The following is a 21,568-nucleotide window of genomic DNA, read 5'->3' on the forward strand; positions in this document are numbered from 1 at the left end:
AGATTATCGTTTTGAGCCCGTTTTTACAAAAACAGCCCCGAAACAGGTTATATCAAAAGTAAGACGGCAAATATATAAAAATGGTGCCCATTCCCGGAGGTACAGGCACCATTCTTCAGTATTTAAATGCAATACAACGAATTAGCGCAGAATTTCAACCCATCCTTTATAAGTGCGTATTTCTGGCACCCTGCCGTAGAACTCCACCTCTACCTGGTAGAAGTAGGTTCCCTCAGAAAGGGCTTTGCCGTTGTTATCCACCCCTTTCCAGCGCAGGCCAGGCTCAGCGCTGCTTTCGTAGACCTTATTTCCCCAGCGGTTGTACACCTTAAGAGTGGCTTTCTTGATGAAGGTGGCTCCCTGTTTTGGAGTAAACTCATCATTGCTGCCGTCATTGTTAGGGGTAAAGATGTTAGGCAACACGAACACGATACAGTTGTCTTCGCACTCAATATTACTGCGCTCGCTTTCGCTGCCGTTCTTGTCTATGGCCGTTACGTAATAGCAACCCGCAAATGAAGGAAGGTTCTGGTGCAGATAAGCCATGTCCTTTATAGTGGCGATCAACTTGAATTCCTCGGCATCGGTCTCCCTGAAGTACACCCTATAGAAATCTATGTCTGAAGTCCTACAGCCCGTGGGCAGGGTCCAGGAAAGACGGTTCTGAATGGGCGTCACACCGGCCACGAAATTCTCGTCACAGTCATTCTCCACCGTCAATATTGGGACACAGGGCCTTGTGAAACAGGTAATCTGGCTGTTATTGAGAATCGGGTCTGGCAGCAGCGGGTTCTGGAAAGTACCCTTGGTAATCACGTAGGCACAATATTCCTTGCCTTGCTCTATGGGTACCTGTTTGGAGAACGTTCCTGAGGTAGGCCCTGCCAGAACACTGTCATATTTCTGGAAGACTGCTGAGTTAGGCAGTTTCAGGTAAATGACGTGGTACAAAGGCTTGGCCGTGGTGCTGGCATTGTTCCAGGGCACATTGTAGGTCCAGTTCAATACCATGGTAGGCCCGTTAGCCACCGCTTTTAACCGCACGCTGGACGCCGAGGAAGAATCAACCAAAACCGTAGGCGATCCCGTGGTGCCGGAATGGTAGAACTCCACTCTATAGGCATACGCAGTGTCCAGGGTATTCAGGCTATTGTCGGTGAAGACCGTGTCATCCAAGTTATTGGTAGAAAATACCTGGGTGAAATTGCCTTGTGGGTTGCGGCTTTGGCCCATGGTACGCAACAGGCGGTACTGCAAAGGAGCCGTCAACGTACTTACAATGGCCTTAGGTTTATTCCACTCCACCCTGATTTTGCCGGTAGTCGTGCTGGTTTCCAACACGCTCACTTTGGTTAGGGAGATAGACTCCAGGGTGGCGCACAGTTCATTAGAGGCAATACTGCTTCCGCCGCCCGGTTCCGGGAACTCGGCGTAGATGCGGTAGCAATAGGTTTTGTTGCGTTCCAGGCCTTTCCCTCCGTTATTATCCAGGAACGTGGTCACGCCCGCGCTCACCTCTCCTACCCGCACGTACCCAGCAGAGGCCGGAATACCCGTCTCACATGGGCCTGGCTTGAAATTGGAGGGCCCTTCCCGGCGGTAAATATACATTCTGGTTGCATTGGGGCAGGTGTAGGCAGACCAGTTGAGCCTGATACTACTGCTGGTTTGCGGCACCGCCGATACCAATACCGGAGGCGGCCCCACCACGGTGATGCGCCAAGGCTTGAGGTCCGTCAGGATGATCCGGCCGGCCGGAGGTCTGTCTTCCGCCCTGAACACCACCTGGTACGGTGATCGTCGAACGTCCAGGCAGGTAGTCTGCCAGGTAAAAATGTGGCTGGTGTCACTCTGGGGCCTGAAGGTGGCCGGCGGCAACATGCTGCCAAAGGCGGTCACAATTACCGGGTCTTTGTCTGGGTCACGCACTTTAATGATGTCTCTGAGCAACGTGCCTGCCACCACGCAGGTATCACGGGGCACAATGAGCACAGGTGGTCGGTTGGGGTCATCGCGCACAAACACCTGCATGTCCCTAATCACGGTGCCAATGAGCCGCCCATTCCGCCACTCTTCCACAATAAAGGCGAAGTTGAATTCACCCAGGGTATTAGGCGTATTCCAGGTGATCTGCCCAGTGTTGCGGTCTATGGAGAAGCCGGCAGGGCCGCCGGGTTGGGCGGCCCCCAGGAATTGGTCCAGGCTTCTGTACCCTGGCGCTGTTTGGCCAATGGGGTTTCCGCAGGCGTCCCGGCCGGCATCTACCCTAGAGGGGAGCAGTTTAAAGGAAAGGCTGTCCCCGTCTGGGTCATAGGCCCCGGGGTTGTGCACGAAGATCTGTCCGCGCACCGCCACGTCTACCGGGGGTACTTCCAGCACCGGAGACCGGTTGATGATGGGGAATAAACGGTCAATGGTAAGGGTAGACTGCAAAAAGAAGGTTTGCTGCACCGAGTTGGAGATGTTGACTACGCCCCCGTTCCGGTTTTCACCCACAAACGTGGCCGTAAAGGTGCCCCCGCCTGAATAGATGTGTTCAAAGAAATAGGTATTGACAAACGTGTTGTTCTGTCCGTTCTGGAGCAGCACCCGGCTGGCCCTGGGAACGGTCTGGCTGGTACAATCGCCAAAATAAAGGGTAGCCTCCAGGTCTTCAAACGGGGGCGGCGCCACGCTATAGGTAACCAGCTTAAAGAAAAACCTGAGAGGGTTCTTGCCGGCCGTGGTGTCACTCTTTATAAATATGTTGCCCGCGCGTAAGTGGGTAGCCTGTGCCTGTGGCGCCAGGAAGAGGGAAAAGAGAATCAGCCCCCCCAGCACAAACAGCCAAGCTTTTACCTTATGTAAATATTGAGGCATATAGTAGAGTTTTGCATGTAGAAGCAAAGATAGAAGAATCTCTATCCTGACCATGGACTTAACCAACAATTACGTGGTATCCTGGTTATAGAGATATAGGTTTATGGCTATAACGAAATCCAGGTTTCACTGTTGTAATCTTAGAGGTCAAATAATGGTTTAACCTCATTTTTTCAAAAACATGCTTAAAACCCCAGTGCGGAAAGCGCCCAAGAGTCCTTTTTTAGCGCTCAATTTAGATTTATTCAAAATAAAAAAGACCAATTGCTTGAGAAAGCCCCCGCATGTACCTTTGGAAAGATTTAACCATCCCCAACACACCTAATTTCTCAACCTTAACACAACAAAATGAGTTGGTTCTCTAAAACGTTATCCAGTAGCATAGGCCGAAAGTTTCTGGTGGCCATCACTGGTCTGTTTCTCATCTCCTTTTTGGTGGTACACCTGGTGGGTAACCTCCAGTTGTTCAAAGATGACGGAGGTAATGCGTTTAACATCTATTCGCATTTCATGGGCACAAATCCCCTCATCCGGACCATGGAATTTGTATTGGTGGCAGGCTTCCTGCTTCATATCTATGAGGCCTTGGTCCTTACCCGCCGCAACCAAAGCGTACGGCCGGTAGCCTATGCCTATAACCGTCCCCAGGATAACAGCAACTGGTCTTCCCGCAACATGGGTTTACTGGGTACCGTGATCCTGGTGTTTTTGATTATTCACCTTTGGAACTTCTTCGTTCCGGCCCGTTTTGGCGGCTTAGAGGGCGTGGTAGTAGACAATGTTGAGTATGACAACCTCTACCAGAAAGTAGTACAATCCTTCCACATCTGGTGGTATGTCCTGATCTATGTGTTGGCCCAGATTGCCTTGGGGTACCATTTGTACCACGGCTTCCAGAGCGCTTTCCAGACCCTGGGGTTGAACCACAAGAAATATACTCCTGCCATTCAAATGTTTGGGGCTTTCTTCTCTGTGGTAGTGCCCGGCCTTTTTGCCGCTATGCCTCTTTATTTTTTCATCAAAGACGTTGTTTTGTCATAAGCGAACGGTATGATCCTAGATTCCAAAATTCCTGAAGGGCCATTGGCCGATAAATGGGAAAAGCATAAATTCAATGTAAAGCTGGTAAACCCGGCTAACAAGCGTAAATATGATGTGATTGTGGTAGGAACCGGACTGGCCGGAGCTTCTGCCGCCGCTACCCTGGCTGAGCTGGGCTATAACGTGAAGGCGTTCTGCTACCAGGACAGCCCGCGCCGCGCCCACTCCATTGCCGCTCAGGGGGGTATCAACGCCGCCAAAAACTACCAGAACGACGGAGACAGTATCTTCCGTTTGTTCTATGACACCATTAAAGGCGGTGACTACCGCGCCCGTGAAGCCAACGTGTACCGCCTTGCCCAAGTGAGCGTGAACATCATTGATCAGTGCGTGGCACAAGGCGTTCCCTTCGCCCGTGAATATGGTGGATTGCTGGCTAACCGTTCCTTCGGGGGCGCCCAGGTAAGCCGGACCTTCTATGCCCGGGGCCAAACCGGCCAGCAGTTGTTGCTAGGTGCCTACTCTGCCCTTAACCGCCAGATTGCCTACGGTAAGGTAAAGATGTACCCACGCACCGAGATGCTGGACCTGGTAATGGTAGACGGCAAGGCCCGTGGTATTGTAACGCGCCACCTGGTAACCGGTAAAATTGAGTCGCACAGCGCCCACGCCGTTATTCTGGCAACCGGTGGCTATGGCAACGTATTCTACCTTTCTACCAACGCCATGGGCTCTAACGCCACGGCGATTTGGAGAGCACATAAGAAAGGGGCCTTGTTCGCCAACCCTTGCTTTACCCAGATTCACCCTACCTGTATTCCCGTATCTGGCGACTACCAGTCTAAGCTGACGCTGATGTCTGAGTCCCTCCGGAACGACGGCCGCGTTTGGGTTCCTAAAGCCGTAGGTGATAACCGTGCCCCTGGAGATATTCCGGAAGAAGAGCGTGATTACTTCCTGGAGCGCAAGTACCCTTCCTTCGGGAACCTGGTGCCCCGCGATGTGGCTTCCCGTAACGCCAAACTGGCCTGCGACGAAGGACGTGGCGTAGGAACTACCAAACTGGCCGTGTACCTGGATTTTGCTGACGCCATCAAGCGCGAAGGCCTGGACAAGGTAAGCCAGAAGTATGGTAACCTGTTTGAGATGTATGAGAAGATCACCGGGGAGAATCCGTATGAGCAACCCATGCGTATTTACCCAGCCGTACACTATACCATGGGCGGCCTGTGGGTAGATTATAACCTCATGACCACTATTCCAGGTCTGTACGCCACCGGTGAATGTAACTTCTCAGACCACGGCGCCAACCGTTTAGGGGCCTCTGCCCTTATGCAAGGCCTGGCCGATGGTTATTTCGTGATACCTTACACCATTGGTGATTACCTGGCGCAGAACCCTACTTCCCGCATTGAAACCAGCCACCCAGCCTTTAAAGAGTCAGAGGCCGCGGTAAGAGCAGATGTAGACCGTTTGCTGCAAGTAAAAGGTACCAGAACCGTAGATGATTTCCACAAGGCCCTGGGCCATATCATGTGGGATTACTGCGGCATGGCCCGTAACGCCGAAGGACTGCAGTATGCCAAGCAGGAAATCAGAAAACTGCGTGACGCTTTCTGGAATGATGTGAAGATCCTGGGTACAAACGAAGAACTGAACGTGACCCTGGAGAAAGCCGGCCGCGTGGCAGACTTCCTGGAACTGGGCGAATTGATGGTAGATGATGCCTTGAACCGCAACGAGTCCTGCGGAGGTCACTTCCGGGAAGAGTACCAAACCCCAGAGAACGAGGCCCTGCGTGATGACGAGAACTACACCTACGTAGCCGCCTGGGAGTACACTGGCCCTAACCAACCAGAGGTACTGCACAAGGAAGACCTGAGGTTTGAGAACGTGAAGCTGACACAGCGGAGCTATAAATAATTATGAAGCAGGAAAGAAGAATTACGGGTCCTTAACTGGGCTCCTTCTTCCCTTCCTGGTTCAACATTCTTAATTCTTAATTAGAAAAAGAGATGGCTGGTAATAATCCTAACAGCAAACCAATGAACCTGACGCTTAAAGTGTGGAGACAGCAAAACTCCCAGGCGGCTGGTAAGTTGGAAACCTACCAAGTAAAAGATATATCTCCTGAAATGTCCTTCCTGGAGATGATGGACGTGCTCAATGAGGGCTTGCTTCTTAACGGCGTAGATCCGGTGGCCTTTGACCATGACTGCCGCGAAGGCATCTGCGGTATGTGCAGCTTGTATATTAACGGTAGAGCCCACGGGCCAGAGCGTGGTACCACCACCTGCCAACTGCACATGCGCAAGTTCTCTGACGGGGATACCATCACCATTGAGCCCTGGAGAGCCGCTCCGTTCCCGGTTTTGAAAGACCTTTGCGTAGACCGTTCGGCGTTGGACCGTATTCAGCAGGCGGGTGGCTACGTATCTGTGAACACCGGTGGCGTACCAGATGCCAACGTGATTCCTATTCCAAAATCCATTGCAGACAAGGCGTTTGATGCGGCTACCTGTATTGGTTGTGGTGCCTGCGTGGCGGCCTGTAAGAATGGTTCTGCCATGCTCTTTACCTCGGCTAAGGTATCACAGCTTGCTATGTTGCCACAGGGTAAGGTAGAGCGTAAAACGCGTGTAGAGAACATGGTGGCCCAAATGGATATTGAAGGCTTTGGTTCCTGCACTAACATTGGCGCCTGCGCAGCAGAATGTCCGGTTGGCATCTCTCTGGAGAACATTGCCATGCTGAACCGTGAGTACTATGCGGCTTCTTTCACATCTGAGAACGTATAACTGACTCTGATAACAAAAGAAAAAGGCGAGGCTCCCGGGCTTCGCCTTTTCTGTTTTAGGCCTGTTTTACTAAAAACGGGCGTAAAACAGAAAACCCAGGCCTTACCTGTTTGCCCTTCCATGAAAAGAAATAAGGCGTAACTTTAGCGCTGCTTTTTGGTTCTACCAGCTTACCTTCTTTCTGATGATACTGATTATCTCCGGCACCAATCGCCCCGACTCCGTCACCCTCCAGATTGCCAGGCTCTACCAGCAAATGCTTGCCGATCAGGGCCAGCTATCTCAGGTCCTGGACTTGCAGGACCTTCCCCTGGACTTTGCCTCGCCTTCGCTCTATAAAAGTGAATTATACTCCCAAGCGTTCCTGGATTTACGCCAGCAGGTGGTGGATGCCGGTAAGATAGTCTTTATAGTACCTGAATATAACTGCTCCTACCCGGGGGTCCTCAAGGCTTTCATTGACGGGCTGGAGTACCCAGACGCCCTGCGCCGCAAAAAAGGTGCTCTGGTAGGGCTTTCTACGGGCAGCCAGGGCGGCAACATAGCCCTCAGCCACCTCACAGATGTGCTGCACTACTGCGGGTTACACGTGCTGGCACAAAAGCCGCGTTTGCCATTCATTCACAAACACCTGCAAGACGGCCAATTCACCAACCCGCTTTACCGCCAGTTGCTGGAGGAACAGATTGCGGAGTTTTTAACTTTTTAGGTTTTATTGCCGGTAGTTGCCAAAAGACTACAGCCACCAAAAGGTTTTAAGCCCGTTTTTGGAAAAACAGGCTTAAAACGCTAATACCTTGAATTCATCTCGCGTCCATACTCCCAACAAAAGCTGGTACAAAAAAGAAGCCCTGAAACGTTTTCCGTTTCAGGGCTTCTTTTTATAAAACAGGCTTAAAACGCCTTAGTCTACATTGTCATGCAAAAAGCGGTTATCGCCTAGTAGTTCATTGTCATCGTTGAGATTGAACCGGGAAATCTGCTGCTCAGCCGAAGGGACCACATTCTCCAGTTGCACGTTTCTTCTCAAATAGGCGGGCACTTCCAGCTTTTCTTTGATGGCGGCATCTGTATTGGCATCCAGGCTAAGTCTACGCAGACGCTCTCTCCGTTCGTTGATTTTGTTCTGGGAGGCCTCGCTAACCTCTTGAACCGCGGTGGCCGCCACTACCTCTTCTTCAAAGGTGGGGGTGAACAGTTCACTGGTGGAGTCCAGGTCAAAGATAATCTTGTTTTCAGTGACCGGAGCTTTACGCACAGGCTCATTGGCAACCAATTGGGTGGCAGAAGCCGGCGGGGTTACTGAAAAAGTAGTAGGGGCAACGGGGGCTACAGGCTCAGCAGCATATTCTCTCACGGCCTGAGGCGCAGTGGCACCTACTACCGGTCCTCCCGCCTCAAAAGTCTTTTTTGGGGCCGGAAGGCTTACCATTTCACGGGCGAATCCCGTGGCAATCACCGTTACTCTAATGCTGGCACCCAACGTAGAATCAATGCCGTGGCCAAAGATCACCTCAGAGTCATCACCGGCTTTCTCTTGGATATAATCTGTGATCTCTGTCAGCTCATCCATCTCCAGTTCCGCCTGGTCACCAGACATAATGGAAAGAAGGATTTTCTGGGCCCCATGGATATCAGTGTTATTGAGCAACGGAGAAGAAAGAGATTCTTCGGCGGCACGAAGGGCGCGGTTCTCACCTTCGGTAATGGCAGAACCCATCACAGCGGCACCGGAGTCTTTCATGACCGTTTTCACGTCTTCAAAGTCAACGTTCACCTCAGAGGTAACCGTAATGATCTCAGCGATAGACTTGGCGGCAGTGGTTAACACGTTATCTGCTTTGGCAAACGCTGCTCTAATGGGCAGGTTCCCGAACATCTCACGCAGTTTATCATTGAGGATCACCAGCACGGTGTCACAGTTCTCGCTCAGTTCTTTGATACCGTTGTCAGCGGCGGTACGCTTCTTCCGGCCTTCAAAGGCGAATGGAGCGGTCACTATGCCCACGGTTAATATATCCAGCTCTTTGGCTACTTTGGCAATGACTGGGGCGGCACCGGTTCCGGTTCCTCCGCCCATACCCGCGGTGATGAACACCATCTTGGTATGAGCGCCCAGCAATTCCCTAATCTCTTCTTTGCTTTCCAGGGCAGCCTGCTTGCCCCGCTCAGGATTGGCCCCTGCCCCCAGACCTTCGGTCAAGGTGGTTCCAATCTGGAGTTTATTGGGCACACTACTGCTTTTCAACGCCTGTTCATCAGTATTACACACCACGAACTCCACGTCCTTAATGCCTTGGTTGAACATGTGGTTCACAGCATTGCTTCCCCCTCCGCCAACACCAATCACTTTAATGATTGACTTGGAGTGCGATGGCACATCAAACTTGTACGATGAAAAACTCATGTTATCTCTCCTGAAAATTTACGCGTTAATAGTTTTGTTGCTTATCGTCAAAATCATCAATAAGCATACTCTTGGTCCGGTCCAGAATCTTAGAGAAGAAACCTGGGCCGCTGTTTGATTTCTGCACCGGTCTTACCTCATTCACCACCTTGTTTCCAACATTGGCCATCTCGGTGTAGCGGTTCACGCGCTCATCCAGAGCCTGGTAACCGGCTAACACCAACCCAACGGTGGTGGCATACATAGGGCTCTTCACAGAGTCAATTTTGCTTTTACCCAGATGCTCATTAGGATAACCAATGCGGGCATCAAGACCGGTGAGGTACTCTACCAACTGCACCAGGTTCTGTAGTTGAGCACCGCCTCCGGTGATCACCACGCCTGCCGCCAACTGGTTGGCATACCCGCTTCTAACAATTTCAGAGTAAACGAGTTCAACAATTTCCTCCATTCTTGCTTCTATAATATAAGCAAGGTTTTTCAGGGAAATTTCTTTGGGAGTACGGTCACGAAGGCCCGGGATGGAAACGATCTCATTCTCAGAGGCTTCGTCGGCGATGGCTTTGCCAAAGCGCACTTTCAGCTGCTCTGCCTGGTTCTGCATAACCATGCAGCCCTGCTTGATATCTGAGGTGATGATGTTGCCACCGAACGGAAGCACCGCGGTATGCCGGATGATGTTGTCTTTGAAAATGGCCAGGTCTGTGGTACCACCCCCAATGTCAATCAGGGCCACACCCGCTTCCCGCTCTTCTTCGCTTAACACAGACATACAAGACGCCAGGGGCTCCAGAATAAGCTGGTCAATCTCCAGACCGGCTCTGCTGATGCACTTGGTGATGTTGTTTACTGCGTTGGATTGAGCGGTGATGATGTGGAAGTTGCCTTCCAGACGCACGCCTGACATACCCACAGGGTCCATGATACCGTCTTCGTAATCCACCTTGTAGTCCTGGGGCATGACATGGATGATCTCGCTGCCAGGAGGGGTAACCAAACGGTACATATCATTGGTAAGACGGTTCACGTCTTCCACGGTGATTTCGCTGTCAAGGGAAGTGCGCGTGATGCTGCCGTTATGCTGCAGGCTCTTGATGTGCTGCCCGGCAATACCCACGTTCACTACTTTGATATCAATGCCAGATTGCTCCTCTGCCTGTCTAATTGCTTTGCGGATGGCCTCAACGGTTTTGTCAATGTTACTCACCATGCCGCGCACCACCCCCTCAGAAACCGCTTTCCCCAAGCCCAGGATCTCCAGCTTGCCGTACTCGTTCTTTCTACCTACCAGCGCGCAAATTTTGGTTGTTCCAATGTCTAAGCCTACAACTATTTTGTCGTTCTGCGTCATATTGTTGTCTATTCACAAATAATCTGATCCTTGTATTCGATATTTAATCGACTATACTTATCCCACCCCACTACCGGCATCACCTCTTTATAGAAGATGAATAGCCTTTTAAATTTCTCTTCTACCTGCACAGGTTTGCCAAACTCTATCTGCTGGTCCCCCACCTGCGTCAGAAAACTCACCTTTCCGTTCCGGTCAATGTCCATGTGGGCCAGCTGAGCGTTCCAGAAAGGGTCTTTCTCAATGTACTGCAGCAAAGACAGGTATGGCCTGCCTACAGAGTCCTGAAAAAAAGAACCTTCTCCAGCAGTGGTGGCGGCCGTCACCGTCACGGGCAGAACATGCGCGGTGTACAAAGTGGACAAGGGTAGCTGGTTGCCTTCCTCGTCTAAGTACACATCTTTCTTTGAACTCAGGAGACGCGCAATGGGCCGGTTTTGCTGAATGATAATATTAATATTACCCTCCAGGTCCCGGGAGACCTCCGCCTGCCTCACAAATTTATGCGATTTAATCCGCATTTCCAGTTGCTTGAGGTCAATCTCCTCTTTTTTCCTTCCGGTCAATGGCTGGGTTCCGTTCCTGGTGAGCAGGGCGGTTACTTCCGATGCACTAAGAAAGTAATTGTTGTACTCATTATCAATTTTAATATTGACTTTTTTACATATTTTACCCTCTTGCCGGGCTTTGGAGAAACCCGCCAGAAAAATAAAACCGGCCAGGCAAAAAACCGCGAATAGAAGCGCCTTTACTTTCCTATTCCAATACATGTGCCTTCTCCTCCAACAGTTTTTTTATACCAGGTACCAATATATCAATATCACCGGCGCCTATAGTAGCCAACACCTTAAAATCCAAGTCCTTATCTAAGGCCTCCAACACCTGGTCACGGGCTAGCATCATTTTGGTGCCCACTTGTAATTTGTCATAAATCATTTTAGCCGTCACGCCGGGCAAGGGCAATTCCCGGGCCGGGTAAATATCCAGGAGCCAGACTTCATCTGCCAGGCTCAGGCTTTGGGCAAAACCGTCTACAAAGTCACGGGTGCGGGTAAACAAATGCGGTTGAAAAATGGCCCTAACCTTTTTGCCGGGGTATAACGCGCGTACAGATTTCAGAAAAGCTTCTATCTCACGGGGGTGATGCGCATAATCGTCTAAATATACCCTTTTCTCTGACACAAAAACCTTTTCAAAGCGTCTTTTTACGCCCGTATAAGCCACAATTCCTGAATGAATTTTCTCTACCGGAACACCCACCAGCGAAACTGCCTGAGCCGCGGCCACCGCATTCTCTACGTTGTGGAAGCCCGGCACCTGCAAAGCAGTTTCAGGGAGTAGTAAGTTCCGGCCTTTGGCCGAAAATTTCATGGCGCCATGCGCTATCTCCACCCCCGTGGCGCATAGTTCCTCATTCTCAAGACCGTACCGAATCACCGTCACCGAAGGATCCACCGCTTCGGCCAGGCTTTGGTCGGCGGTATGGTTCAGGAGCAGGTAACCGTTGGGCTTAATCTGCCGCACAAATTGTTTAAAGGAATCTACCAAGGCCTCCTTGGCCCCATAAATATCCAGGTGATCAGGGTCCGTAGAAGTAACCACCGCAATGTCTGGGTAAAGGGTTAGGAAAGAACGGTCGTATTCATCGGCTTCCACCACGGCCAGGGCCCGCTCCTCCTCCTGGTTGGGCAACAACAGGTTGGACCCTAAGTCAGTGGAAATGCCTCCCAGAAAGGCTGAAGTAGAAACGCCGGCGTGGTGCAACAGGTGCGCCACCATGGAAGAGGTAGTGGTTTTTCCATGGGTTCCGGCCACGGCTATCAGGTATTGGTCCTTCGTCAGTAGCCCCAGCACCTGGGAGCGTTTCATGAGAGTGTACCCTTCCCGCTCCAGGTATTGCCGCTCTGCGTGAGAGGCCGGCACAGCCGGGGTAAGCACTACCAGCGTTTCCTGCCTGTTTTTCTTAAAAGAGGCAGGAATCAGGTCAGTACTGTCTTCAAAATGGATCTGGGCTCCTTCCTCCCCCAATTTCTGGGTTAAAGGGGTTGGGGTTTTGTCATAACCAGCCACGGCAAAGCCCTTGGCCAGAAACCAGCGGGCCAGGGCGCTCATGCCAATCCCTCCTATGCCCAGGAAATAGATATGCTTGTATTGGTGCAGGTTCATTTGATCAGTTTCAGCAGTTCTTGCACGATGTCTTCGGTGGCTTTGGGCCGGGCCAGTTGCGCAATGTTATGGCGCAGCAACTCCTGCTTTTCAGGGTCAGCGGCCAAGGCAAAGGCGGTGTCCCAAAGTTTTTGCCCTGCTTCCAGGTCTTTCACCAGTACCGCGGCCTCTTTTTGCACCAAAGCCATGGCATTCTTGGTCTGGTGGTCTTCCGCCACGTTGGGCGAGGGCACCAGGATGGAAGGTTTCTGGGCCAGGCATAACTCAGAGATGGACAACGCGCCGGCTCGGGAAATCACCACATCAGCGGCAGCGTAGGCCAGATCCATGCGCTTGATGAAATCAAAGGCTTTGATCTGGTCTTGGGGCAAGGATTGGGTGGCCGTCTGGGCCTGCGGGTAAAAGTTTTTCCCGGTTTGCCAGATCAGGTTATAGCCAGCTTTCTGAATTTTCTGCAAAGCTAGTTCAGTGCTCTGATTCAGGGTGCGCGCCCCTAAGCTTCCGCCAATCACCAGAAAGGTTTTGCGTTCTGGGTCAAGCCCGAAAAAAGCCATCGCCTCCGGGCGCTTTCCTTCCAAGTTGGCTATGTCACGGCGAACGGGATTACCAGTGAGCACCAGTTTGGCGCTGGGGAAATACTTGTACATGCTGTCATAGGCCACACATACTCTATCTACCTTTTTGGCCAACAGCTTATTGGTGATGCCCGCGTGGGAGTTCTGCTCCTGGATAAGGGAGGGAATGTTCATTTTAGTGGCGGCGTACAGCAACGGCCCGCTGGCGTAGCCTCCCACCCCTACCACTGCATCGGGCTTGAAGTCTTTGATGATCTGGTAGGATTTGCGCACGCTGGAAATCACTTTCAGGGGGAAAGACAGGTTGTCTACCGTTAGGCGGCGCTGCAACCCGCTGATCCAGAGCCCAATGATTTTATAGCCAGCCTCCGGTACGCGGCTCATCTCCATCCGGCCTTCGGCGCCCACAAAAAGGATCTCTGCCTTGGGGTGCAGCCGCTTGATCTCATTGGCAATGGCCACGGCCGGGTAAATATGCCCCCCGGTGCCTCCGCCACTGATAATGAACCGATAGGTTTTCTCAGGCATGGGTCAAGACGTTTGCAGGTTTATTTACTGAGGAGGCCGCCTCATTTTTGGCTTCATACTCGCTGCGGCTTACGCTTAGGATAATTCCAATGGAGATACCCGTGAAGATAAGCGAGGTGCCTCCCATACTAAGAAGGGGCAACGGCAAACCAGTGATTGGTCCCAACCCTACGGCCACGCCCATGTTCACCATGGCCTGGATAACCAGACTGAAACTGATTCCCGCCGATAGTAATCCGCCGAAGGCCCCCAAACTATTGGTCACGGCCATCATGCCCCGGTACAGGAACGCCAGGTACAGGAAGAGCACCACCGCCCCTCCCACCATACCATATTCCTCAATGATTATGGCGTAAATAAAGTCTGAGTACGGGTGAGGCAGCACATTGCGCTGGTCTGAGTTTCCGGGGCCTTTCCCCAGCACCCCTCCCGTGGCGATGGCAATGTAAGATTGCTCCAGCTGGAAAACCGTCTCGTTGGGGTCCATGAAATTCTCAATACGCGTAATGGCCGTCTGCATCCGTTGCCCCAGGGTTAAGGCCACCGACCCAAACAACGCTCCCACCAGGATCATGGTGAAAATAGGTTTCATGGGCACCCGACCAATGAACATCAACAGAATACAAGTCAAAAACAGCAGCAATCCTGTGGAGATGTTACTCATGGCAATGAGCCCACAGATAAGGCCGCTCCAAAGGAATAGGGGAATTAGCGTCTGTTTAGACTCAATGTTCATCTGCCGTTTGCTCAGGATACTGGCCAGGTAAGAAATAAGGGCCAACTTGGCTAAATCTGACGGCTGGAACGTCTGGTTGATGATAGGAATAGTCAACCAGCGGGAGGCCTCGTTGATATTGGAGCCTTTGAGATAGGTATAGATAAGCAAGGGAACCGAGAAAATCAGGGCTACCAGACTCAACTTGGCATAATAGCGGTAGTTGATTTTATGTGCCAGCCACACAAACGCCAACCCGATAAGGATGAGGGTGGAGTGTTTGAACAGGAAGAACTCCGTATTGCGAGACATTTTGTAGGCCAGGGTGCCCGTGGCCGAGTACACCACCGCAATACTGATCAGGGCGAAGGAAATGACGATACCCCATAGGATGGGGTCGCCTTTCAGGTTGTCATGCAGCCAGTTTTTAACGGTATTCATATCTGTTGTTGCTGAAGGGTTGCCACTGCCTCCGCGAAGGAGCGGCCCCGGTGTTCATAATTCTGGAATAAGTCAAAGCTGGCGCAGGCCGGGGAAAGCAAAACCACATCTCCGGGCTGAGCAAAATCCTTGGCCAGCCGCACGGCTTCGTTCACATCCTGGGTTTCTACCAGGTTAGGGCAGATTTGAGAAAAAGAGGCCACAATCTTGCTGTTGTCTACGCCCAGGCAGACAATGGCCTTCACCTTTTCTTTCACCAGGGGTAGCAAGGGTGTATAGTCATTACCCTTATCAGTACCGCCCACTACCCAAACAATCGGGGCCTTAATCCCGTCCAGGGCGTACCACACGGCTTCCACGTTGGTGGCTTTGGAGTCATTGATGAAGCGAACGCCGCCAATCTCGCCAACCGGTTGCAAACGGTGCTCGGCATTCTGGAACGTGCCTAACGCAGCTTCAATGGTAGCCGGTTCTATACCTACCAGCAAGGCCGCGCCTACCGCCGCCATGGTGTTGTATTGGTTATGTTGGCCAATCAAGGGAGATTTGGAAGTGTCTACTTTAGCCCTGATTTTGGAAAAACGGGCTATAATCGCTTTATCCTCCAACTTTATGGCCAGGCTCTCCTGCTCTTTCAACCCGAAAGGAACCGGTGTACCCGCCACTTCGTGGGTTGTCAGGTAATTCTGGATTTGAGCGTCGTCCTGGTTGAACAGGAAGTACTCGCTAGCGGTCATGTTTTGCGCCACCCTAAACTTGGCGGCCGCATAATTGCCCATCTGGTATCCGTAACGGTCCAAGTGGTCTGGGGTAATGTTGAGCAGAATAGCAATGTCCGCCTTGAACTGGTACATATTGTCCAGCTGGAAACTGCTCAGCTCTACCACATAATACTCGTAACCGCCCTCCAGCACCTTGCCCGCCAGGCTTTCACCCACGTTACCGGCCAGGGCCACTTTCAAACCTGCGCTTTTCAGGAGGTGATAAGTCAGGAGCGTAGTGGTGGTTTTACCGTTGGTACCAGTAATGCAAATCATCTTGCCCTGGGCATAGCGCCCGGCAAACTCAATCTCTGAGATGACCGGAATATTCCGCTCCAGCGCTTCCTTGATCACGGGTGCTTTTTCCGGAATGCCCGGACTTTTGATGATTTCCTGGGCCGCATAGATCTGCTCCAGCGTATGCGTTCCTTCCTCAAAAGGAACCTGCGCTTGGGCCAGTTGGGTCCGGTATTTTTCTGCAATGGTGCCCTGGTCAGAGACAAACACATCAAAGCCCTTTGCCTTTGCCAACAAGGCTGCCCCAACGCCGCTCTCCCCTGCTCCTAGTATGGCTATTTTTTGCATTGCTTGTTTTGGTATTTTCTGTTTTAGGCTTGTTTTCCGAAAAATAGGCTCAAAACGCCTTATCTCAATTTCAGGGTCACCAGGGTCAAGATGGCCAGCATAATGCCCACCGTCCAGAATCGGGTCACGATCTTTGATTCATGGTAGCCCAACTTTTGGTAGTGGTGGTGCAACGGCGACATTTTGAAGATTCTTCGGCCCTCTCCGTATTTCTTTTTGGTGTACTTGAAGTAACTCACCTGAATCATAACAGACAGGTTCTCTACCAGGAAGATGCCACACAGAATAGGAATCAATAGCTCTTTTCTCAGGATGAGGGCCAAAACAGCGATGATTCCGCCAATAGAAAGGCTACCGGTGTCACCCATGAACACCTGCGCCGGGTAGGAATTGTACCAGAGAAAACCCACGCAGGCTCCCACAAAAGCAGTACAGAAAATAACGAGCTCCCCGGTGTTGGGAATGTACATGATGTCAAAGTAATCGGCGAAGATGGCGTTACCAGAAACCCAGGCAAACACGGCCAGCGTAGTGCCAATGATAGCCGAGGTACCGGCGGCCAGACCGTCAATCCCGTCGGTGATGTTGGCGCCGTTGGATACGGCCGTGATGATGATGATCACCAATGGGATGTAAAGGAAGCGGGCATAAGACCCTAGCAAGGGACTCGCGAAGCTGAAGAAATGGTGATAGTCCAGTTCGTTGTTTTTGGTAAAAGGAACGGTGGTGATCATCTTGCGCACATCTTGGTATGTGCCGGCCACGTCAATGGCGGAAAGACCTTTGGCGGTCAGGTACTGGCGCACCACTACGTCTTCAGAAAAGAATAAAGTGAGGCCCACGATCAGCCCCAGGCCTACCTGGCCCATGATCTTGAAACGGCCGGCCAGGCCTTCTTTGTTCTTCTTGAACACTTTGATGTAGTCATCCAGAAAACCAATGGCCCCTAACCAAATGGTGGAAACCAACATGAGCAGAATGTACACGTTGTCCAGGCGGGCCAGCAAAACGGTAGGCAAGACTATGGCCAACAGAATGATAAGACCACCCATGGTAGGCGTGCCTCTTTTCTCCAACTGCCCTTCCAGGCCCAGGTCCCGGATAGATTCCCCTACCTGCTTGCGTTGCAGCACCCGGATAAGGCGCCCTCCAAAGATCATAGCGATCAACAAAGAGAAAAGCGCCGCCAGCCCAGCCCGAAACGAGATGAACCGGAACACCCCGGTGCCCAGGATATCAAATTGCTTGTCTAAATAATCAAATAAGTAGTAGAGCATCTGTTTGGATTTAGGGGAGGAATAAGCGGCAGAACCTCTGCTGGCATTCCTGGATTATAAGTTTAAGGTCTCTTTAGGTCAGTTGGTTATTTCTGCAACAATTCAAAGGTCTCCAGCAAAATCTGCTTGTCATCAAACGGCGACCGTACGCCTCTCACCTCTTGGTAAGTCTCATGGCCTTTGCCGGCCACCAGAATAATATCCTCTGCTTCGGCTAGAAGCACCGCGGTTTTAATAGCCTCACGCCGGTCTACCACCGAAAGCGACTTTTTAAGATCGGTCATTTTTACGCCAGCCTGCATCTGGTTCAGGATTTCCTGGGGTTCTTCGTCGCGGGGATTGTCTGAGGTCAGGATCACGCGGTCACTCAGGCGGGCGGCAATGTCTGCCATGACGGGGCGCTTGGCCGCATCGCGGTTTCCGCCACACCCCACAATGGTGATCACTTTCTGCGCTGGTTTCCTTATCTGCTGAATGGTCTGCAATACATTTTCCAGGGCGTCTGGGGTGTGGGCATAGTCCACAATGCCCGTGATTTGGCCAGAAGAAACTACATAGTCAAACCGGCCAGCCGCCGAAGTAAGGTTGGAAAGGCTGGATAACACCTCCATTTTGTCTTCGCCCAGCAAAACCGCTGCACCATACACGGCCAAAATATTGTAGGCATTGAACGTACCAATCAACCGGAACCACACTTCCTGGCCATCAAGCTCCAACTGCAGTCCCTGAATGGTATTGTCCAGCAGCCGGGCCTTGAAATCGGCTTCCTTACGAAGGGCGTAGGAGTATTTGGTGGCTTTGGTGTTTTGAAGCATGACCATCCCGCGCTTGTCATCTGAGTTCACCAGCGCGAAGGCCTTTTTGTTGAGGTGATCAAAGAACAGCTTCTTGGCCCTGATGTACTCGTCAAAAGTACCGTGGTAGTCCAGGTGGTCATGGGTGATATTGGTGAACACGGCCCCGGCAAACTGCACGCCGGTTACGCGGTGTTGCACCAAGGCATGCGAACTCACCTCCATAAAGGCATGGGTACAGCCGGCGCTTACCATCTGGGCCAATAAAGCCTGTAGGGTAATAGCATCGGGGGTGGTATGCGTAGCAGGAATGACCGTCTCGTTGATCTGGTTCTGGACCGTAGAGATTAACCCGGCGTTGTAGCCCAGATCCCGGAACAGCTTGTGTAGCAGAGTCACGCAGGTGGTTTTACCATTGGTGCCGGTCACCCCTACCAGTTTCAGTTTCTGGGATGGGTTTCCGTAAAAGGCAGCCGCTACCAAGCCCATGGCCTCAGCGGCATCTGCTACCTGTACAAACGTAACCGAGTCTGGGACGTTTTGAGGCAGTTTTTCGCAAAACACCGCTGAAACGCCCTGCGCCACAGCGGCATCAATATAGTCATGGCCGTCCCGCAGGGTGCCCTTGATCGCAAAGAAAGCCACGCCCGGACCCGCCTGGCGAGAATCCATGGTTAACGCAGAAAGCTCGGGGTTAGAGGGCCCGAGCAATTGCGTTGGCTGGAGTACCTGAAGAAGGTGTTCTAGTTGCGCCATTTCTACTAAGTGTAAGAGTAATAATTGATCCTTTGGCAATGGGCTCTCCGGGGAGAAGGCTTTGGCTCTGCACCCGCCCCATGCCTATGGCCCGCACCTTGATGCCATGGTTTCCCAGCAGGTACAAGGCGTCTTTCAAAGTCATGTCGGTTACGTCAGGTACCTGGCCCATCTTCACGGGCACCGGTTTCAGGGCAACAGATTGTTTCTGGGTGTCTACCCGTACCCAGTCTTCCTCTGGGCTAATAGGGTGGGCACTTACTCCCAGTTTGTTGCAAAGCAAGGTCAGTTCCTCCTGGCTTCCGGCATGCAGGGCCGGTAACTTAGGCTGCACCCCGGCCGGTTTACGCACCATAGGAGCATGAATGGCCAGATCCTGGGCATAGGCTTTATCAGCAAGCTCCCTGAAAACCGGGGCCGCTACGTCACCCCCGTACTGAGCATTTTTCTGTGGGTTGTCAATGATGACAATACAGCTGTATTTTGGTCTGTCTGCCGGGAAATAGCCCACAAACGAAGTAGAGTACTTACGGGTGTATTTTCCGTTGATTACTTTACGGGCCGTACCCGTTTTACCAGCCACCTTGTAGTCAGTGCTGCGCACGTTTTTACCAGTTCCTTTCTCTACCACGCCTTCCATCATCTGGCGGAGCTGGCTTAAGGTTTCATCAGAGCAGATCTTGGGGATCAATACTTTGGTATCAAACTGCTCAATGATCTGGTCGGCGCGCTTAATGCTTTTCACGATCATGGGCTGCACTTTCACGCCGTTGTTGGCCACGGCATTGTAGAAAGCCAGCGTCTGCAAGGGAGAAAGCTTCAACTCATACCCAATAGACATGGTGGAAAGCGACGGACGGCTCCAACTGCGGTCTTTAGGCGATTTGATATACGGCACGGCCTCCCCGTTCATCTGGAAACCAAGCGGTTGGTGCAACCCAAATTTGTGCAGGTAATCCACAAACTTTTGGGGGTCTTTCTCAAAGGTCTGTTGAATGAGCTTGGCCACGCCTACGTTAGAAGACTTCTCAAATACCTGTTGCAGCGTGATTTTGCCGTACCCGTGCGTATCTGTTTTCACGGCACCGCCAATACGTTCAGAACCAACCCCAGTGTTTACGGTATCTGTTAACTTCATATCCGTCTCTTCCAGCAGGGCCATCATAGAGGCCAGCTTAAAGGTAGAACCTGGCTCGGTCCGGCCCTGGTTCCCCACGGCGTAGTTGTAATCCTCCACGTACACGCCTTCGCTCTGGCGGCCCAGGTTGGCAATGGCTTTGATGCGGCCGGTGCTTACCTCCATCAGAATCACGCAGCCGTGGGCCGCGTCATTGAGGGTCAAAGCGCGGTTCAGGGCATTCTCTGCTACGTCCTGTAGGTTAATGTCAATGGTGGTCTGCACGTCAAAGCCTGGCATAGGCTTCACCTCGGTGCCGTCATTGATAGGTTTGTTACCGCCGGCCATGCGCTCAAACAGGGCCTCACCGTCTTTGCCAGACAGGTGGCGGTTAAAGCTGAACTCCAGCCCCGCCCCTTTGCGGTTCTCATTGATAAATCCAATGGTACGCTTAGCCAATGACCCAAACGGCATGAACCTACGGTCCAGCTTTTCAAAGATCACGCCTCCTTTGTTTTTCCCGGCTCTGAAAATGGGCCATTTGGCCATCATCTTCTTGTCCTGGTAATTGATAAGGCGGCTGTTCAAACGCACGTATTTGCGGCTGGCGCTGCGAGCATTCTTTATTTTCTGCCGGTAGTATTCGGCCGAGCGGTCCCCATAAAAGCGAGAAAGCTGGATAGCCAGCGAGTCAATACCCTTGGCGAAGATATCATCCGGGGAAATGGTAGGATCAAAGGCCACGCGGTAAAACGGCAGCGAGGTGGCCAGGATACGGTCATCATCTGAGTAGATGTTCCCGCGGGTAGCCGTTACGGGCTGGTAATGGAAGCGTTTCTCGTTGGCAATCTCGCGCCAGCGGTCTCCTTCCTTGAACTGAATGTGCCCTACTTTAAATATAATCGCGAACCCAAAAAGACAGATAGCCAAAAAGGCTATCCTCACCCGCGTGACGATAGACTTCTTAATATTCATCTTTCCTGATAACTACTTGAATGGGGGGAGTGGAGCTTTCCACCAGACCAGAGGCCGCCACGTTGCGGGCTACCTCAGATTGCTTGCTGGCCTCCATATATTCAGACTTAAGCGTGGTATAATCCGCACGAAGGTCTTCGGTCTCTGATTTGGTTTTGTCAATGCGGCGCAGCGTGCGGTCTGCGTAATGGGTATTACCGATATAAAACAGGGTGATCCCCATCAGAAACAGCACCTTCGGCAAATAGCGCACCGGCAGACCGTCGGCAAAAAACCAGTCTACTTTGGTATAGCGCTCCAGCAGCTCAAAAAGACTGGTGCCTTTCTGGCGCGGCGGGCGCGGCTTCTCAACCTTAGGCACCTCCCGCAGGGTGTTTGCCTTCGGCCGATTCACTTGCGGACGTACCGTATTCACTGCCATG

Annotated in this window: 16 protein-coding genes; 4 read left to right on the forward strand and 12 right to left on the reverse strand. The window is 51.9% G+C overall.

The window, feature by feature from the left end; genetic code table 11:
* Positions 1 to 141: 141 nt before the first annotated feature.
* On the reverse strand, positions 142 to 2,859 hold the full coding sequence (locus ACYVJQ_RS12330; protein ID WP_460893380.1) for a T9SS type B sorting domain-containing protein: 2,718 nt from the start codon (positions 2,857 to 2,859) through the stop codon (positions 142 to 144).
* Positions 2,860 to 3,207: 348 nt separating this feature from the next.
* On the opposite strand from ACYVJQ_RS12330, the gene ACYVJQ_RS12335 reads away from it, so the two are divergent.
* From ACYVJQ_RS12335 to ACYVJQ_RS12350, 4 genes are all read left to right on the forward strand, one after another.
* Positions 3,208 to 3,900: a succinate dehydrogenase cytochrome b subunit gene (locus ACYVJQ_RS12335; RefSeq protein WP_460893381.1), complete on the forward strand. Its 693-nt coding sequence runs from the start codon at positions 3,208 to 3,210 to the stop codon at positions 3,898 to 3,900.
* Between the two features lie 9 nt (positions 3,901 to 3,909).
* Positions 3,910 to 5,823: a fumarate reductase/succinate dehydrogenase flavoprotein subunit gene (locus tag ACYVJQ_RS12340; RefSeq protein ID WP_460893382.1), complete on the forward strand. Its 1,914-nt coding sequence runs from the start codon at positions 3,910 to 3,912 to the stop codon at positions 5,821 to 5,823.
* A gap of 122 nt (positions 5,824 to 5,945) precedes the next feature.
* Complete coding sequence (locus ACYVJQ_RS12345; RefSeq protein ID WP_460893383.1) at positions 5,946 to 6,698, forward strand: succinate dehydrogenase/fumarate reductase iron-sulfur subunit; 753 nt, start codon at positions 5,946 to 5,948, stop codon at positions 6,696 to 6,698.
* 184 nt (positions 6,699 to 6,882) lie between these two features.
* Positions 6,883 to 7,407, forward strand: a complete 525-nt coding sequence (locus ACYVJQ_RS12350; RefSeq protein WP_460893384.1) for an NADPH-dependent FMN reductase — start codon at positions 6,883 to 6,885, stop codon at positions 7,405 to 7,407.
* A 195-nt stretch (positions 7,408 to 7,602) separates the two neighbouring features.
* Here ACYVJQ_RS12350 and ftsZ read toward each other — a convergent pair whose 3' ends face one another.
* The 11 genes from ftsZ to ACYVJQ_RS12405 form a co-directional block, all read right to left on the reverse strand.
* Complete coding sequence (gene ftsZ / locus ACYVJQ_RS12355; RefSeq protein ID WP_460893385.1) at positions 7,603 to 9,105, reverse strand: cell division protein FtsZ; 1,503 nt, start codon at positions 9,103 to 9,105, stop codon at positions 7,603 to 7,605.
* Between the two features lie 25 nt (positions 9,106 to 9,130).
* A complete protein-coding gene (gene ftsA / locus ACYVJQ_RS12360) occupies positions 9,131 to 10,456 on the reverse strand; it encodes a cell division protein FtsA (protein ID WP_460893386.1) in 1,326 nt (441 codons plus the stop codon).
* 8 nt (positions 10,457 to 10,464) lie between these two features.
* A complete protein-coding gene (locus ACYVJQ_RS12365; RefSeq protein WP_460893387.1) occupies positions 10,465 to 11,226 on the reverse strand; it encodes a cell division protein FtsQ/DivIB in 762 nt (253 codons plus the stop codon).
* Complete coding sequence (murC, locus tag ACYVJQ_RS12370) at positions 11,213 to 12,622, reverse strand: UDP-N-acetylmuramate--L-alanine ligase (protein WP_460893388.1); 1,410 nt, start codon at positions 12,620 to 12,622, stop codon at positions 11,213 to 11,215. The genes ACYVJQ_RS12365 and murC overlap by 14 nt, the downstream gene beginning before the upstream one ends.
* Positions 12,619 to 13,725 carry an undecaprenyldiphospho-muramoylpentapeptide beta-N-acetylglucosaminyltransferase gene (murG, locus tag ACYVJQ_RS12375; protein ID WP_460893389.1) on the reverse strand — a complete coding sequence of 369 codons (1,107 nt, stop codon included), beginning with the start codon at positions 13,723 to 13,725 and terminating at the stop codon, positions 12,619 to 12,621. Before murG ends, murC begins: the two co-directional genes overlap by 4 nt.
* Positions 13,718 to 14,881 (reverse strand): FtsW/RodA/SpoVE family cell cycle protein, encoded by a 1,164-nt coding sequence (locus ACYVJQ_RS12380; RefSeq protein ID WP_460893390.1) that lies wholly within the window; start codon positions 14,879 to 14,881, stop codon positions 13,718 to 13,720. Before ACYVJQ_RS12380 ends, murG begins: the two co-directional genes overlap by 8 nt.
* Positions 14,878 to 16,227 carry a UDP-N-acetylmuramoyl-L-alanine--D-glutamate ligase gene (murD, locus tag ACYVJQ_RS12385; RefSeq protein WP_460893391.1) on the reverse strand — a complete coding sequence of 450 codons (1,350 nt, stop codon included), beginning with the start codon at positions 16,225 to 16,227 and terminating at the stop codon, positions 14,878 to 14,880. The genes ACYVJQ_RS12380 and murD overlap by 4 nt, the downstream gene beginning before the upstream one ends.
* Positions 16,228 to 16,286: 59 nt before the next feature.
* Positions 16,287 to 17,504 carry a phospho-N-acetylmuramoyl-pentapeptide-transferase gene (gene mraY / locus ACYVJQ_RS12390; protein WP_460893392.1) on the reverse strand — a complete coding sequence of 406 codons (1,218 nt, stop codon included), beginning with the start codon at positions 17,502 to 17,504 and terminating at the stop codon, positions 16,287 to 16,289.
* Between the two features lie 86 nt (positions 17,505 to 17,590).
* Entirely contained in the window at positions 17,591 to 19,054 is a 1,464-nt protein-coding gene (locus ACYVJQ_RS12395; RefSeq protein WP_460893393.1) for a UDP-N-acetylmuramoyl-L-alanyl-D-glutamate--2,6-diaminopimelate ligase, read from the reverse strand.
* Positions 18,993 to 21,146 carry a penicillin-binding protein gene (locus tag ACYVJQ_RS12400; RefSeq protein WP_460893394.1) on the reverse strand — a complete coding sequence of 718 codons (2,154 nt, stop codon included), beginning with the start codon at positions 21,144 to 21,146 and terminating at the stop codon, positions 18,993 to 18,995. The genes ACYVJQ_RS12395 and ACYVJQ_RS12400 overlap by 62 nt, the downstream gene beginning before the upstream one ends.
* A complete protein-coding gene (locus ACYVJQ_RS12405) occupies positions 21,136 to 21,567 on the reverse strand; it encodes an FtsL-like putative cell division protein (protein ID WP_460893395.1) in 432 nt (143 codons plus the stop codon). Before ACYVJQ_RS12405 ends, ACYVJQ_RS12400 begins: the two co-directional genes overlap by 11 nt.
* Position 21,568: the final 1 nt, after the last annotated feature.

It is taken from the genome of Rufibacter soli, assembly GCF_054781795.1.

Excerpts from the sequence above, each read along its gene's own strand:
- ACYVJQ_RS12330 (WP_460893380.1), bottom strand. The coding sequence starts at position 2,859 with ATGCCTCAATATTTACATAAGGTAAAAGCTTGGCTGTTTGTGCTGGGG.
- ACYVJQ_RS12335 (WP_460893381.1), top strand. The coding sequence starts at position 3,208 with ATGAGTTGGTTCTCTAAAACGTTATCCAGTAGCATAGGCCGAAAGTTT.
- ACYVJQ_RS12340 (WP_460893382.1), top strand. The coding sequence starts at position 3,910 with ATGATCCTAGATTCCAAAATTCCTGAAGGGCCATTGGCCGATAAATGG.
- ACYVJQ_RS12345 (WP_460893383.1), top strand. The coding sequence starts at position 5,946 with ATGAACCTGACGCTTAAAGTGTGGAGACAGCAAAACTCCCAGGCGGCT.
- ACYVJQ_RS12350 (WP_460893384.1), top strand. The coding sequence starts at position 6,883 with ATGATACTGATTATCTCCGGCACCAATCGCCCCGACTCCGTCACCCTC.
- ftsZ (WP_460893385.1), bottom strand. The coding sequence starts at position 9,105 with ATGAGTTTTTCATCGTACAAGTTTGATGTGCCATCGCACTCCAAGTCA.
- ftsA (WP_460893386.1), bottom strand. The coding sequence starts at position 10,456 with ATGACGCAGAACGACAAAATAGTTGTAGGCTTAGACATTGGAACAACC.
- ACYVJQ_RS12365 (WP_460893387.1), bottom strand. The coding sequence starts at position 11,226 with ATGTATTGGAATAGGAAAGTAAAGGCGCTTCTATTCGCGGTTTTTTGC.
- murC (WP_460893388.1), bottom strand. The coding sequence starts at position 12,622 with ATGAACCTGCACCAATACAAGCATATCTATTTCCTGGGCATAGGAGGG.
- murG (WP_460893389.1), bottom strand. The coding sequence starts at position 13,725 with ATGCCTGAGAAAACCTATCGGTTCATTATCAGTGGCGGAGGCACCGGG.
- ACYVJQ_RS12380 (WP_460893390.1), bottom strand. The coding sequence starts at position 14,881 with ATGAATACCGTTAAAAACTGGCTGCATGACAACCTGAAAGGCGACCCC.
- murD (WP_460893391.1), bottom strand. The coding sequence starts at position 16,227 with ATGCAAAAAATAGCCATACTAGGAGCAGGGGAGAGCGGCGTTGGGGCA.
- mraY (WP_460893392.1), bottom strand. The coding sequence starts at position 17,504 with ATGCTCTACTACTTATTTGATTATTTAGACAAGCAATTTGATATCCTG.
- ACYVJQ_RS12395 (WP_460893393.1), bottom strand. The coding sequence starts at position 19,054 with ATGGCGCAACTAGAACACCTTCTTCAGGTACTCCAGCCAACGCAATTG.
- ACYVJQ_RS12400 (WP_460893394.1), bottom strand. The coding sequence starts at position 21,146 with ATGAATATTAAGAAGTCTATCGTCACGCGGGTGAGGATAGCCTTTTTG.
- ACYVJQ_RS12405 (WP_460893395.1), bottom strand. The coding sequence starts at position 21,567 with ATGGCAGTGAATACGGTACGTCCGCAAGTGAATCGGCCGAAGGCAAAC.